The sequence below is a fragment of the Flavobacterium sp. genome (assembly GCF_039930565.1).
Lineage (GTDB): Bacteria > Bacteroidota > Bacteroidia > Flavobacteriales > Flavobacteriaceae > Flavobacterium.
The window spans coordinates 1-16,674 of record NZ_JBDTTP010000029.1 but is presented as its reverse complement, the minus strand read 5'-3'; the positions used below and the strand labels follow the sequence as shown (position 1 = coordinate 16,674).

At 34.7% G+C, this 16,674-nt stretch carries 10 protein-coding genes; all 10 read right to left on the bottom strand.

The genetic code is table 11. From position 1 onward, the window contains the following. Position 1: 1 nt before the first annotated feature. Complete coding sequence (locus tag ABI657_RS09210) at positions 2-982, bottom strand: cytochrome c oxidase subunit 3 (RefSeq protein WP_348096959.1); 981 nt, start codon at positions 980-982, stop codon at positions 2-4. A 42-nt stretch (positions 983-1,024) separates the two neighbouring features. Next, a complete protein-coding gene (locus tag ABI657_RS09205; RefSeq protein ID WP_348096958.1) occupies positions 1,025-1,612 on the bottom strand; it encodes a cytochrome c oxidase subunit 3 in 588 nt (195 codons plus the stop codon). A gap of 2 nt (positions 1,613-1,614) precedes the next feature. After that, positions 1,615-2,517, bottom strand: coding sequence for a heme o synthase (gene cyoE, locus ABI657_RS09200; protein WP_348096957.1), 903 nt, complete (start codon positions 2,515-2,517; stop codon positions 1,615-1,617). A gap of 158 nt (positions 2,518-2,675) precedes the next feature. Next, positions 2,676-4,817 (bottom strand): gliding motility protein RemB, encoded by a 2,142-nt coding sequence (locus ABI657_RS09195; protein ID WP_348096956.1) that lies wholly within the window; start codon positions 4,815-4,817, stop codon positions 2,676-2,678. After that, positions 4,818-5,561, bottom strand: coding sequence for a deoxyribose-phosphate aldolase (deoC, locus tag ABI657_RS09190; protein WP_348096955.1), 744 nt, complete (start codon positions 5,559-5,561; stop codon positions 4,818-4,820). It lies immediately after the preceding gene. A 111-nt stretch (positions 5,562-5,672) separates the two neighbouring features. Then, on the bottom strand, positions 5,673-6,056 hold the full coding sequence (locus tag ABI657_RS09185) for a VanZ family protein (RefSeq protein ID WP_348096954.1): 384 nt from the start codon (positions 6,054-6,056) through the stop codon (positions 5,673-5,675). After that, a complete protein-coding gene (gene gcvH / locus ABI657_RS09180) occupies positions 6,049-6,429 on the bottom strand; it encodes a glycine cleavage system protein GcvH (RefSeq protein ID WP_230703671.1) in 381 nt (126 codons plus the stop codon). The genes ABI657_RS09185 and gcvH overlap by 8 nt, the downstream gene beginning before the upstream one ends. Before the next feature lie 85 nt (positions 6,430-6,514). Then, complete coding sequence (gene sprA, locus ABI657_RS09175) at positions 6,515-13,756, bottom strand: cell surface protein SprA (protein WP_348096953.1); 7,242 nt, start codon at positions 13,754-13,756, stop codon at positions 6,515-6,517. A gap of 24 nt (positions 13,757-13,780) precedes the next feature. Then, positions 13,781-14,362, bottom strand: coding sequence for a Holliday junction branch migration protein RuvA (ruvA, locus tag ABI657_RS09170; RefSeq protein WP_348096952.1), 582 nt, complete (start codon positions 14,360-14,362; stop codon positions 13,781-13,783). A gap of 56 nt (positions 14,363-14,418) precedes the next feature. Further along, positions 14,419-16,674, bottom strand: a 2,256-nt coding sequence (locus ABI657_RS09165; RefSeq protein WP_348096951.1) for an NADP-dependent malic enzyme, incomplete at its 5' end; no start/stop codon positions are given.

Genomic DNA, 16,674 nt, shown 5'->3' with positions numbered 1-16,674 from the left:
ATTAAACTAAGTAGAAAACTGTAAATACAAATACCCAAACCAAATCGACGAAGTGCCAGTATAAACCAACTTTTTCTACCATTTCGTAACTTTTTCTTTTTTCATAAGTTCCTAACAACACATTAAAGAATATAATGATATTGATGATAACACCTGAAAAAACGTGGAATCCGTGAAATCCTGTAATAAAGAAAAAGAAGTCAGCAAATAACTTGCTTCCGTATTCATTTCTAACAAGATTTGCGCCTTCTACTACATATTTAGCCTGTGCAAGACGCGTTTCAGAATCTTGTCTTGACAATACTGTTTTTTTCTTTTTAGCCGTTAGAACCTCTGTTCTAATCAATAAATCTGGATGAGCTTTAAAGCCCGCCTGAACTTCAGCAACAGTATAAGTTGGCAAAGCCTGAGCATCTTCGAGAAACCATCTTGATCTGCTTCTTGTTAAAGCTTCTCTCTGTTCGGGTAATTTCACAGCAAAATCTGCAATAGCAACACGATGACCTTCTTTATCTACAAATTGCAACAAACTACCACCCACTGTTTCTACAGCACCATATTCACCTTTAATGAAATTTTTCCATTCCCAGGCTTGAGAACCAACGAAAATCAAACCTCCGATAATGGTTAAGAACATGTAAATGGCAACTTTTGTTTTTTTCAAATGATGACCTGCATCAACAGCCAAAACCATTGTTACAGATGAAAAGATCAATATAAAAGTCATTAAGGCTACATAATACATAGGTGCCGAAACACCATGCATAAAAGGAAAGTGGGTAAACACTTCATCAGCCAAAGGCCATGTTTCAATAAATTTAAATCTAGAAAAACCATAAGCTGCCAAAAACCCTGAGAAAGTTAAGGCATCTGATACGATAAAAAACCACATCATCATTTTACCATAACTTGCTTTTAATGGCTCATTGCCGCCTCCCCAAGTTTTTTCTTCGTTATTTGCAGTAGTAACTGTCGCTTCCATAAAAGATATTCGTTAAAAAGTTCCCAAATTTACGTTTTTTTCTTATTTAAAGAAATATAAAAATAAAAATAAATATACCCATAATAAATCCAAAAAGTGCCAATACATCGCACCTAGTTCTATACCAAGAGTTTGAGTCGAATTGTATTTTTGTTTAAAATGATTATAAATTACAATTAAAAGTGAAATTACACCGCCGGCCAGATGCAATAAGTGAGTAACCGTTACAACATAAAGAAAAGTAGTGGTTATAGAACTCCCTTCTCCGGTAAAATAATACCCTTTTTCGACAATTTGTCCAAATCCCGCAAACTGCAAAATAATAAACAAAATGCCTAATGCCAAAGTTGCAAAAAGAAAACCTGTTGTTGCGCTTCTATTATCTTTTTGAATCGCTTTTTTAGCTAAATAAAAAGTAACACTACAGCCAATTATAATTATTGTACTAAAATAAAAAGCTGTTGGCAATTCAAAATTCTTCAACCAGTCAGCTCTTGATTTACTTACTACAAATGCACTTGTAAGTCCGGCAAACATCATGGTCATACTTACCATGGCGAATAACAAAATCAGCTTTGCGGATTTTGCTTTTCTTAATTGTTCCTCCCCTTTTGTCATTGTCATTTCCATAACTATCTTAAAAATTTATCTATTATAAAAACCAATTGCAATAATGAAATATAGGAAACACTTACCAGCATCAAGGTTCTTGCAGCTTTAGGCGATCTCAGACGATACAGTTTTACCGCATAAAACAACATCCATAGTCCTAATAAAAAAACCAAAACAGCAGCAATTGGCGTAATATATAATTGTCCTGTATATCCTAATGCCGGCAATAAAGACGCTACAATAAGCCAAATTGTGTACAGAATAATCTGCAATGCCGTACCATTATCTTTTTTTCCTGTTGGAAGCATAAAAATACCTGCCTTTTTGTAATCATCAAACAAAAACCACCCAATGGCCCAAAAATGTGGAAACTGCCAGAAAAACTGAATCAAAAACAAGGTTCCGGCTTCTATACCAAAATCTCCTGTGGCGGCAACCCATCCTAACATAAAAGGAATAGCGCCCGGAAAAGCACCCACGAACACTGACAACGAAGTTACTGTTTTTAAAGGCGTATAAACACTAGTATATAAAAATATTGAAATGGCAGCAAACATGGCCGACTTGGGATTAATTGCATAAAGCAAAACAAGACCAACAATTGTCAGTAAACTGGCTACGAACAATGCCGTTTTTTGCGACATCCGCCCTGAAGGAACCGGACGGTTTTTGGTACGATCCATTAAAGAATCAATATCTTTTTCGATTACCTGATTAAAAGCATTTGAAGCGCCAACCATACAATAACCGCCAATTGACAAAATAACCAAAACACTCCACTTAAAAGGATGTTCTTCATTAACGCCCAATAAATACCCCGCAATTGAAGAAAACAAAACACTAATAGCAAGACCAGCCTTAGTAATCTCTTTAAAGTCAAGAAATATAGATTTTAATGAAAATGTATTTTGTGTAGCGTTCAATACGATTATTATTTGTCTGTTTTTTTTAGGTGGTGCAAATGTACAAATTAGATTGTAGAATTTAAACCTATAAATTTAGATTTTTTCAAATAATACCTTATAAAACAAGGCTTTTTCAAATCCAGCCAGTATTATTTGGAAAAATCTTATTAAACAGACTAATAATCAAAATACCAATTAAAAATATCGGCACGAAAACCTAGACTAAACCAAGTTGTATTTTGTTTAAAAGTAGTTGCTGTATTTTGTGCCGGATCAAAATTTCTATAAATAAAACTTCCGTACAATTTCAGGTTAGTCGCCGGATTAACTAAATATCCTGCCTGAATATCGGCAATAAAAATATTGGTTTTATTACCCTGCCCAACTTTCACACCTGTATCGGCAAAACGTTCCTCATCATAATCCCTGTAGATATTTCCTCCATAATTAGAATTGGCACCTGAATTACTAAAATCCAGACCACGTGTCCCGGCTGTTAGTTTTGCATCAGCAAAATATCTGCCTTTATGATATCTTCCAATTACTAAAAGTTCCTTAAAATTTCCTCCCCACTGATGACCTAAGCTTTGATTATTATGACCGTAATTGGTAATAACGGCACTATGTGAATATACATATGGCCTTACATGATTGTATTCTATCTGCAATAATAAATTATCAACTTTAAAAGCATTATAATATTTAACTCCTAACTGATAACCAAATTTGTTTTTCCAGCTATTATCACCGCCTTTTACATCTCCAAAAGAAAATTCATCAATCAAAAGCTGTCCGTACAGATTGATCTGATTGTCCCATTTATATTTGAAAGACATTCCCAAAAGAGCATTTCCGCTTCGGGATGAAGATCCAAATTCAACCGAGCGATAAAAAATGATAGGATTTACAAAATTAACATCAAAGCCTCTGTTGTTGGTATCCGTCCAAACTACAGATTCAAAAAAACCAAGGTTTAACCTGTTTGAAACGTTCCAGCTTAAATAATGATTGGCCATGTATTTAGAAGCATATGTTCTGTCAACTGTAACATCAGGACGAACATCCTTCAGCCACATATAGGTATTGGTATATTTTATTTTCCAAAAAGTGGTATTGATTTTAAAATAAGGATACGGGCTTGCGCCATCACTTTCTAAAAGAGAACGGTAACCATCTCCTATAAAATTTCTTCCATAACCCAATTGCAGATCAAAAAACTTACTGGGTGCATAGGTAATATTGGCTTCCGCCAAAGGGAAATCATAGGAGTCTATTTTAAATTGTTTTGCTATTCCCATACCCGGAATAATAGCCGGATTTCCTCCTGAAGGCGCTATCGATTCTGCATAATCATTAAAATAACCTGCAAATCTTCCCTGACTTTCAAAAATGGTTGTTGTAAAGTTAATCTGCTTCCCGAGTCCTCCCCTAAAATTTACTGCACGCGTATTCACATACGTATAGGATGCATCAATATCAGATGCTTTACCGAGCTGCAAATCAACAATTGGATTTAATGCCAACCAATAATCTTCTCCCTGGATCTGAACCATATTTTCATTCCAAAATTTTCTTCCCAGCCAGCTGGAGGTTTTTTTCTGAAGAGACTCGTTAATCGCTTTCAAATTATAATATTTGGAAACCTCAGCATATGTATAAGGTTTTGAAGCAGTATGATTATTACTTCCAACCTGATTTAAGGCGCCATCGAATTGTGAATAATAACTGTGTGAAAATGGAATATTCAAATGACTTTCAAATTCAGGATTATTGTATTTTTTATATATAATACTATCCAGTTCCGTCATTGGCTTTTCTGCCGGTTTTAAAATTTCTGCCGCAGCCAAAGCTTCTGAGGCTATTTGCTCTGAACTTTTTAAGGGAAGATTAATGGAAATGGTATATTTTGAATAAGTCGGTTTCCCATTATAAGTTGATGGTTTTATTACAGGAAATTTGCTGAAAACACGTTTCGTTTCTTCAGACAATTCATCATTAGCCGTATTTATATAAAGGATTTTAAATTCTCCCTTTACATCCACTTCAAAAAGAACCTTAATTTCTCCTTTATAGTTCGTTTGTTTTAAACTTTCAGTAATTTCAAAATTATGATATACAAAATCCTGAACCTCTTTATAAAAACAATCCTCCAAATTTTCAGATTCCAGATTTTCACAGGCAGGAAAAACAGGAAATTGCTCAGAAGTAAATCCTGGTTTTACCGAAATTTTGTTTGTTTCCTGCGAAAAAACAAATAAAGAAGATAATACCAGGCTGAAAGTTAAAAAACTTTTATTAAAAATAATTTGGGTTCTCATTTAATATTGATTTGTAGTATTTTCTTCGTTTGCAATATTTTTAGCCGCCGAAGTTCCAATTCGTTTAACACCTAAACGAATCATTTCAATTGCTTCATCATATGATTTAATTCCGCCTGCAGCTTTTACGGGCAAAGGTGAGGCATTTTCCAACATCATTATAATAGCAGAAATTGTTGCGCCATTTGGCAAATTGTTTTGTGTTTCATAAAATCCGGTTGATGATTTTACAAAAACGGAAGCATAATTCTCTTCTTTAAAATTGGATATAACACTATTTTTTATCAAGGCAGAAAGCTGAATAATTTCCTTATCATTTAAGGCTGCCACTTCTATAATCCATTTTACGGTTTTATCATTGGCCAGTCCTATTTGAGTTGCTATTAGGATTTCTTGTTTGACTAAATCAATTTCTCCATTTTTAAAAGCCTCATAGTTACAGACAAAATCCAAATCATCGGCTCCGTTTTCTATTGCTTCATTTGCTTCTTTAAGTTTGGTTTCAATATCTGACTTTCCTTCAGGAAAATCAATTACAGTACCAATACGCAAAATTGAATTGGCTTTTAAAACCATTTCTTTTGCTAAAGCAACTTTTTCAGGCCTAATCATAATCAGTTTAAAGCCTTCTTCAATAGCTTCTTCAATAGCATTTTTTACTATAATATTATTTTCTTCTTCAGAGAGACCCGCCTGAGAAGCCGTTTTTAAATAAGTAGCATCTAAATATTGTCTGATATTCATGGTTATGAAATTACATCTGATCTTGACAAAAATACATTTTAAAATCTAAAAACAAGAAACTTAAAACTGTTGATTTTATTGCAATAAAAAACCCACCGGAGTGGGAATTTATTATATTCTGTCTATTTGCTTTTTCAAAGCAATAGCAGTAAAAACTGCTACTGTAGCTCCGATTGTGTTAGCTAAGACATCTGTTACATCCGATGCTCTTGTTAAAGTAAGAACGCCTTGAAGGATTTCGATTGTGATTCCAAAAAAAACAGAAAAAATAAACGAAATTAAATAGGCTTTAGAATCATCTGGCGCTTTTCCTTTTAATTCTTTTTTAAAAAACAAAATCCAGGAAATTGTAAATCCAAAATGAAAACAAAAATGTACTATTTTGTCAATACTAGGGAAATTTATTGCCGGTATATTACTTGAATCTGTAAGACAGAAATAGGTAATAATTCCAGAGCATATAATGGCCCAAAGAAGCAATAGCTGTTTAGGCACCGATTAGTTCTTTATACGCTTCGTCAGACAATAATGAATCTATTTCTGATGCATCAGCAATTTTTATTTTAATCATCCATCCGGCTCCGTAAGGATCGGAATTTACTGTTTCAGGAGCACTTTCCAGACTGTCATTAAAAGCAATTATTTCTCCCGTTAAAGGCAAAAACAAATCAGAAACCGTTTTTACAGCTTCCACTGTTCCAAAAACCTCATCTTTATCAAGTGTCTGATCTAAAGTTTCTACTTCAACATACACGATATCTCCTAACTCTTTTTGTGCAAAATGAGTAATTCCTACAGTTGCAACATCTCCTTCGATGCTAACCCATTCGTGATCTTTTGTGTACTTTAAATTTGCCGGTATGCTCATAATACTATGTTTGAAATTGAAAAATGAATTTTTATGCCACAAATGTAACAATCTTCTAATAAAATTTGGTTTAGAATCTAAAAAATTAATTTCCGAAATTATAACGGAGTGTAAAACCTGATCTAATATTAGTTAATGGAAATGATGTAGAAATAACCGCTTTTGAAAATGAATGATCATAATAAAATATAGCCGTCAGGTTTTTACTGAAAGCATAATCAGCCGTAAGTTTTACAGACCATATGTTTTGTCCTGCAGCTAACTGGTTATTATCATAATCCAGGTAACGAACTAATGTCTGGTTGTTTCTGTAAGAGAAATCTGTTTTGATATTGATATCACTTTTTATGATTCCGGTTGGATTATCAGCAAGACGAGATGAAAAAATAACATCTTTAAAACGGTAACCTAATCCAACTACATATTCTAGTCCTTTTACTTCAGTTAATAGATTATTATCAAAACTCATTGACAGTGCCCGGTCTTTTTTAACTTCTGTCAGCACCCTTAGTGAACCTTTTAACTCAAAATCCATCCGTATAAGTGGGCTAAACTGTTCTACCAGATTGACATTTGACATAATCGTCTTGTTATAAAAATTGTTATTTACATCCTGTCCAGCCGGATTTTCATTATAATCAAAATTAGACCTGAATTGGTTTATAGTGTAGGAAGCACGATAATTATGCTGCAATGAAAAACGCTTGAATTTATCTTTAAAGAACTTGTAACGCATAAGTCCATTGTACTTCACGCTCCAGTTGGGAATAGGAAAATTTTTAAAAATACCCGTTGAGGCATCTGATGCATCACTTCCTGAATAAGCCGCTAAAAAAGAAGGGAGCAAAACCGCCTGATTGCTTTTTCCGTATCCTATAGGGTAACCATCGTTCGAAATAATTCTTTTTCTTTCAGCACTATTTGGATTGGCTATATCCCCTAAATCTGCAGCAGGGTTTTCTGCAGGAAGAGCAGAAGCATCGTACCTTGGAATTACTCCAACATAACGTTCTTCTGCCAGACGATTGGCAATAACCAATCTATTTTCTCTAAAATCATCAAAAGCTGCTGACACATTTTCATCACTTGCCGAAAATGCGGTTTTGATCAATACTGTGGAAATAGAAAACATTCCGTAAGTATAAGGGGATAAAGGCTGATATTTTCCTGTTGCCTGATCAACACTATACTGCTCTGAAGAATTTTCAGAATACGACCTGTCCATCGTTAAATCTATTTTAAAATCAGGTAATAAATCGACATTGGCAGATATTTTCAGTGTTTTACTATTTACCTGAGTATAATTTTGATTAAAGTTTTCGTAGGTAGTCAACCAGCCCCTTTTGGCCGATTCATAACGAACATCGTCCTGACTACCGAAAACAAATCCTAAGGAAGGCCTTGATGTGCCTAAGAAACCAATACCCGGGGTATATCCAGGTAAAACAGTTCCGCTATTTTCCGTATAATTAATCTGAATATTTTTAACGCTGGTTAAAATACCAATCATAGAATCAAAAAGCGGACGGCTTTTTGGTGCTGCATTATTGGTATTCACTATTTTTTCTCCGGGTTTTGGAGGACCAGATGGTTTAGGTTTAGCAGCCGTTTTGGAACCTGGTGTCAATCCTAAATATTTATATAGCAAATTCATATTAAACGTTGTGCTTAAGGTATTTGAATTAGCATTTTGTATTGTATTTCCCAGATCATATTGTACATCTCCAATAGAAATATTATCAAATGCAGATGACGAACGTTGCCAGTTATAATCAGCAGTGTAAGAGTAATTTGCTTTTACAAAACTAAAAATAGGTAATTTATCAAGCGGAATATCATAGTTTAAAACCAGTTGTTGTGTATGCTGATTTGGTATTCCGATATCAAAATAATCGTCCCAAATATTAAAATCTTCCTTAGGGGAATTGTCATCATTCAGGTAATTTTTTACAATATTGTTTGATGCCGCTGTATAATTTAATTTTAAGGATTTTGTCAAATTATATCCAAAACCATATTGATAATTATAGGCAAAGTTCCTTCTGTAGAGCGCGTCAAGGCCAATCCCCGGAACATCCTGAACTTGTCTGAATTGCTGACGATTACTTTGTCTTAAAATATTAGAATTAAAGGAAATATTAGAAGGCAGGTAATTAAAGTTAAAGTCACTCAAGAGCTTCCAATACGCGCTTTTTTTCATGAATTTAGTTTGCTTAAACGGAATAACTTCTTTTGCCTTAAAGGTATAAGCATAATTTACAGTAGAACTGGATTGTTCGTCTTCATAGTCTTCAATTTCATAATCATGACGTTCTACCTGATTATACGATTGTGAAAAAGTAAAGTTTTCAACATCGTACACATGTGACTTTTGTTCCGGAGCCTTGTCTTTTCGAACACCAATAAAATTAATACTTTTACGTTTAGTATAATCTACAGCTCTGTTTTTGTAATTATCCTTTACATCTTTGTCTGTAGTTTCATCCAATAACTGCTTCAATTTAATGTCCTGATTAAACGGATCATATTCAGGCGTGATTATTTCTTCTCCAATTGCATAATTAAATGGCAAGTTGATTCCCCATTTCGGAGGTAATAGTTTACCTAAATTCAGATTGGTCACAATATTGTATTGTTGAACATCCTCTCTGTCCCTTTCGTTTGCACCTTGCTCAAGTGCACCAAACCCAATAGTGCTTTTTCGTCCGGTTGCAGAAATGGTTGCAAAATCAGCCATATTGGTATCTACATTTAATATAGCAGCCATACCGCCCTTATTTTCCATATCCGCTAAACGAAGTTCATTAAACCAAACTTCACCTTTTACTTTTTTAGTATTGGTATTGCTTTTAATACCGACCATTAAATTTCGGACCATACCAAAATTAGGATTTCCTTTAATACCAAGTGTCAGTTTACTATCACCATCTCCTCCATCAGCATCAGGGTCATTATCCGGATAATAAATTCCATTATCATCTCTTTTATCTGAATCAATTGGAATTGGCATCGCCTTGATTTTCATTCTGGTCAGTAAATCCAGAACCAGATTCATCTCGTTATCCTCAGGCCATACAAGATCTGGGTTAATATTACAAGCGCCTCCTGACTGGGTTACCTTCAACGGAATTTCGACCTGATAAAAGTTCTGTGTAAAATCATTTCCAAAACGAATAAACCCTATCATTTCATTATCTTCTAATTCTGTTTCATCCTTTAATGATTCAGCATGTAAAAACATTTTAAGTTTTTTATACTGACGCATATCAAGGCTTACATTTTTAAAAACAGCTCTTGAATCAAAATATTCTAATCCTGCTCCTGAAGTACGTAAAGCCAATGACTGCTCATTTTGATTAATTATTGTGTTGTTGTTATATAATTGTTCTCTTTGCACACCGGGCGGAACAACATAGTTTACAGGGCATTTTGTGTTGTTTTCCTGAAGATTAACTGCTACGACATCAAAATCTGTCCCGTCATCTTTCGGATCCGTATCTGTTATATCGAGACTGCTTTCGTATCTTCTCCATTCACCACGTACTAAATCCAATGCGCCAAAACGTAACGTTACTTCTTCATTAAATCCCGTCATAAACATTCGCATGAAGCGGATTGACCTAAAGTCAGTAATATTTCCAATAACATTCTGTGGCTGCGAAACCGGTATTTTAAACTGAATCCATCTTGCTGTTGTAGTGCTTCCATTTGGTAATTCAACAGGACCAACATCTCCAGGCTCACGAATGTCAGTAATATAATTTTGTCCAATCTGCATTCCAGGTTTAATATCAATACTATATTCGTAATAAGCATTAATAGTATTCATCGTGTTATCACGATTAATATCTTCTATATCTGGCAAAGTTGTAGAAGCCCTGTTTGGATCGTTTATATCCACGGCTGAATTTCTTTCAACACCATTATATTTTTTATAACGTTCCTGAACACCTCCGGTGGTATTTAAAAAATAGGTGTAGTCATCTGCCGCAGGATCTTCTTCTGAAGCATAATTAGTATAAACTGTTGCTTCTTTTGAGTTTGGCAAACCATCTAAACCAACATCCTGATTGGCTCTGTTAGCAGCATTAGTGTCAAATGCGTAAATTAACGACTGCGAAGCAGGAACATCTCCCCATATGGGTTGGGGAGTTACTAGTATTTGATCCTGACCAAGGCCATTTTCATATTGTTTTCTTCCATCTTTTAAAATATCTTCTGAAATTTCTCCTAAGTTAAAATAAATTTTACCTGTATTTGAATCTTGCGCTTCACCATTTCCTACATAAGGGTCAAGTACCCAAAACTGAATATATTCTACATTACTTTGCTCAAAATTAGTCGAATTTAAAGCACGCATAATTCCACCAAAATTAGTAGTTCCCGGCTGAGTATTAAAGTCAGGATTATCATTGTAAGGACCTCTTTCCGATGGATAATAACTCAAATCTAACGTGTTTACAATTTGTAATTGCCCTTGTGCGATATCTGTATTTGGATATAATTCCTTGCTGTAAATCCTTCTGGTAGTATTTAAGGACAAATCATTATTTGAAATTCCAGAGGGTTTTTGGGTATAAAAAACCGGGTCAATAGAATACCATGCCAGCTTAGCCCTTTTGTAACCATATTTTAAATCTTCAAAATGCGCATTAAAAGTAGGATCTCCAGCGGCAGTAATAAAAGGTACTGAAGCCAGACTCCATGCATAAGCTGACCGCATATCGATAGTAGATTGAGATCCCTCAAAGTCATCTACATAAATAGTCGCTTCTCCCTGAAAATCGCTGGCTTTTGGCGCATCCGGCTTTAGAAAAGCAACTTCCCCGCGTATTGAAAGGTTGGAGGGCACATCAGTATCCATATTGGGAAGCATATTTACCAGTCTTGTAAAAAAAGGAACTTCAGTAGAAAAATTTCCATTAAAGCCAAAAATTGTATTATTTACAGATTCCTGGCCATAACTTGATTTTTGAGTAAATGGCTTTTCTGTCATTTTCAAATATGTTCCGCCGATAATGAAATTATCAGATATTTTATGTTCTACGTTCAATCCTACAAATCTTCTTGTCTGCTGCCCAAAAACTGAATTATTCTCTAATGAAACCTCTATGGGTGTATTGGAAGCCTGAAGAGAAGGATCTAAAATCTGAACTCTTCCTAATTGATAATCGACACTATAATCAACACCTTCAACCAAAACCCTTCCTGCAGCAGTAACCACTACAGAACCCTGAGGGACGTTAAAAGCACCAATAGGAATACCATCGCTTCCTGTAGATTTGTACTTTCCTCTTAATAAGAATTTATTTTTATCACTGTCCTGTAAAGCTGCTGACTGCGTCAGTCGATACATGTTTCTAAACACATATTTTCTTTGGTTAGGATTATAGGTTGCAGGATCGCTATAATTTTCTCCCGCTCCGGAATCTAACTTGTTGAATAACAGTTCTCCAAAAGGTTCTTTTGTGGTAAAGATAATTCTTCCGTTTTGGGCATCAAAAGTGATGCCTTGTAAGTAATCAAAGAAGCCATCACCTCCTGCCTGAGGATCATTGTTGTAATTTAATTTATCCAAATTAAAAACCTTCAATAAAGGCGTTTCCTCAACTCTGTTGTCTAACGTTGGATTAGCAGGAAATGGAACTACGGGAGTAATATAATTGATTGGCGAAGGGTCTGTATAAAGAATATTAAATCTGAAATCGTCCTGCTTTATCTGGTAGGCTCCCGGTATCTGATAAATATTTTTCATCATCAGGTTCCAAACCGGATTTTGAATATTTGTTAAACTGCTTTTCAGCATTTTCAAAATCAAACTTTGAGTAATAATAGCCTGATTGTTACTATTACTATTGCCTGTTACTACAGTTGCATCTACACCGTCACTACCAAATTCACCAACCTGATACACCTGATCGCCAATAGTATATTCATATGAAACTGCTAAAATCTCATCATTTGCCAAACGCTGCTGAAGGGAAATATACCCTAACTGCGGATTATACGTGAACTCATTTGCCGTTAGTTTTCGGGCATTTTCAAGTACGGAATAATCTGTTCCTTCATTTACATTTGGAACATTTGCAATATTAAAACCAGCTTTAGCCGTTACAATTTCCCTAATATTAGAATTTAAAAAACCGGTTTTATCTATTAAATCAGGATCGTATTGATTATTACTGTTATCGGTAGGTGAATCCTGAGGTTTATTAAAAAAAGCCGTGGAAGGATTAACAACTACAATATCTGAATCTGTCTGTCCTGTTAATCTGGCTTCTCCTAAATCCTGAAGAGCAATAATATTTCTTAAATTATTGCCTGTAGTGCTAACGCGATTTTGTTTATTAGTTACCCAAACTTCAATCCTTGTAATCTGAACCCGGCTATCAATGAAAGGGTAATTTCTTAGTGAGGCATCATATTTATTTCGAAAATATTGTGATAAAAAGAAGTGCCTGTCATTATCGTAATCTAATGCATATAAATCAAAATTCTGAATAGTTCCACCCCCTTCTGCTACTACGCTTTTGGTTTGCGATTTTTGTTCAGAAAAAACTCCTGTAACCGTTGTTTTTCCAAACTGTAATTGAGTTTTTACACCAAATAAACTTTGTGCGCCCCGAATAAGTGTACTATTTAAAGGCATACTAACATTACCAACCTCTACTTTTTGAATTATATCATCTTCTGTCGGCGTATAAGCAAGTTTGAATAAATTTTGAAAGGCAAATGTAGATTGGGTATCATAATTAGCATTTACTTCTAATCTGGTTCCTACCTTACCCATTAAACTCATGCTGATTCTCTGATCGAAATCAAAAGTCAGACTCGATCTGTTTCTTGGAGAAAAGGACGGGTTATCCTGTTTTGAATAACGCAGGCCTAAATCCATTTCAACAGAACCTGTAGGTTTTACATCAATAGTATTACTTCCAAAAATAGATTCAAAAAAACCCGAATTAATATAGTATCTGGGAAGTAAGTTTTTTTTCGCTTCTTCGCTTCCCAATTTTTTTCCTTCAATCGCATTTATTTTTTCTTTGAAATAATCTCTCCTGGATTCTTTCAAAACTAAATCCTCATACTCTTTAGGTGTTAAAATAACAGGATAATCGATGGAAAAGCCATCAACGGATTTTGTATAAATGTACCTGTCTGTAACCGGATCATATTTATAAGCCGACAATATGCTTGGCGGATTTTCTATCTCCATTTTACCAACAGAAAATCCTGTTTTGGTTGTATCCTGAATTGTTTGGTTTACTTGCCCACGCAATGCGTTGCCACAAAATAAAACAAGTAAAAAAAGTAAAATTTTACGCATACAAATTCAGTATCTTATAGTAGTTTATAAAGTTTTTAATGCTTTTTTAATAATAGTTTCAACACTTGCTTCAGGATCTTCCTTTACAATTTTTTCAACTACTTTTTCAGAAGTTTTTCTAATAAAACCTAAAACTTCTAAAGCAGATAACGCTTCATCTCGATTTGTATTGTTTTGAACTACAGAAACTTCATCCAAATCATATAATTTTAATACTTTTTCTTTTAAATCCAGTATTACCCTTTGTGCCGTTTTATTACCAATGCCTTTAATTGACTGAATAACACCTACATCTCCCGAAGCAATTGCATTGATAATCTGTCTTGGTTCTATAGAAGATAACATGGTTCTTGCAATATTGGCTCCGATTCCGGAAACAGATAATAGCATCCTAAATATTTCTCTTTCTGATTTTTCGGCAAAACCATATAATGTATGCGCATCTTCTTTGATAAGAAGATGCGTATATAATTTTATAAAATCTGTATTTGGAATCAATGAGAAAGTATGCAAAGAGATATTAACCTGATACCCAACTCCCCCACAATCAATCACAACATCTGTTGGATTTTTCTCAACCAGTTTGCCTTGCAAATGTGCTATCATAGTATAATTTATGGTGCCAAATATAACGAATTTAAGACAATATTAACAGCTAATTATTACTCATTAGTCACCAATTTATTTTTCTTGTTTTGTTTTTCCTGTGCGTCAATAACTGCAATTGCAGCCATATTGACCATCTCTTCAACACTGGCGCCTAATTGAAAAATATGTACTGGCTTGCCCATTCCTAACATAATTGGACCAATAGAATTCACTTTGTATAATTCTTTCAGCAGCTTATAAGTGATATTTGCCGATTCAAGATTAGGAAAAATTAAGGTATTTACTTTTTTACCCGCCAATTTAGAGAAAGGGAATTTTTCCTGAAGCATTTCAGGATTCAAGGCAAAATCTGCTTGGATCTCTCCATCAACAATCATTTCAGGATAATTTTTATGTAAATAAGCTACTGCTTCTCTAACTTTTGATGCGCTTTTACTTGTTGATGATCCGAAGTTTGAAAATGAAACCATTGCGATAACCGGCTCAACTCCAAACATTTTAGCCGTTTTTCCTGTCATAATAGCAATATTTATTAAATCTCCTGCAGATGGATCAATGTTTATTGCTGTATCTGACAAAAACATTGGTCCGCGAGAGGTTAACATCATATTTGCTGTTGCAACTAATGATGCTCCTTGTGCTTTTTCAATTAATTGCAGCATTGGTTTTACCACACTTGGATAACTTCTTGAATATCCTGTTACCAAAGCATCAGCTTCTCCTTCGTTTACCATCATTGCAGCAAAATAATTTCTTTCGCGCATAAATTTCTGAGCATCCAGCAAAGAAACTCCTCTTCTTTCTCTTGCTGTCCAATACGAAGTTGCAAATCTGTTTCTTCTTCCTTCTTCTTCATTTGTTTTAGGATCAATGATTTCAAGTTCAGCATCAAATCCTAATTCTGTTTTAAGTTCTAAGATAGATTCTTTATTTCCCAATAAAATAGGAAAACCAATGCCATCCTCATAAACAATCTGAGCCGCTTTTAATACATTTAACTGGTCTGCTTCGGCAAAAACAATTCGTTTCGGATCCATTTTTGCGCGATTAGTCATTAGACGAACCATTTTGTTATCATTCCCCATCCGCTCACGAAGAACATCTTCATAAGCAACCCAGTCCGTAATAGGATTTTTGGCTACTCCAGATTCCATTGCTGCCCTGGCAACCGCAGGAGCTACAACAGTAATCAATCTCGGATCAAATGGTTTTGGAATAATATATTCCTGACCAAAACCCAATTTAGTTGCACCATAAGCTACATTTACCTGCTCAGGAACTGACTCTTTTGCTAACGAAGCCAGTGCTTTTACAGCTGCCATTTTCATCGCTTCGTTTATTTTAGTTGCTCGTACGTCCAATGCTCCTCTAAAAATATAAGGAAATCCTAAAACATTATTTACCTGATTAGGAAAATCAGAACGACCTGTCGCCATAATAACATCTTTACGAGTCTCTACAGCTACATTATAATCGATTTCCGGATTTGGATTTGCCATTGCAAAAACAATCGGATTATCTTTCATTGTTAATAACATTTCAGGTGACAGAATATTTCCTGAAGATAAGCCGATAAATACATCTGCACCGTTTATAGCTTCTGCCAAATCTATTTTAGCACCGTCTACAGCATATTTTAATTGTAATTCTGATAGCGCAGGATTATCTTTTGTTAAAAGTCCTTTACTATTGAACATTAAAATATTTTCGACTTTTACACCTAACAAAACATATAAATCGGTACAAGCTATTGCTGCTGAACCTGCACCGGAAACTACAACTTTTACATCTTCTGCCTTTTTCCCCGCTAATTCAAGTGCATTAATTAAAGCTGCCGAAGAGATGATAGCAGTACCATGCTGGTCATCGTGCATAACAGGAATATCTAATTCTGCTACCAGTCTTCTTTCTATTTCGAAAGACTCAGGTGCTTTAATATCTTCCAGATTGATCCCACCAAAAGTTGGGGCAATATTTTTTACGGTCTGAATGAATTCTTCAATGTCTTTTGTTCCTATTTCAATATCAAAAACATCAATATCAGAAAAAATTTTAAACAAAAGCCCTTTTCCTTCCATTACTGGTTTTGAGGCTTCAGGACCAATGTCGCCAAGTCCTAAAACTGCCGTCCCATTTGAGATTACGGCAACCAAATTTCCTTTTGCTGTGTATTTGTAAACGTCATCTATATTTGCTGCAATTTCTAAACAAGGCTCGGCTACGCCTGGTGAATAAGCCAAAGACAAGTCTCTTTGGGTTGCATATTTTTTAGTTGGAACTACTTGAATTTTCCCTGGAGTTGGTTCTGC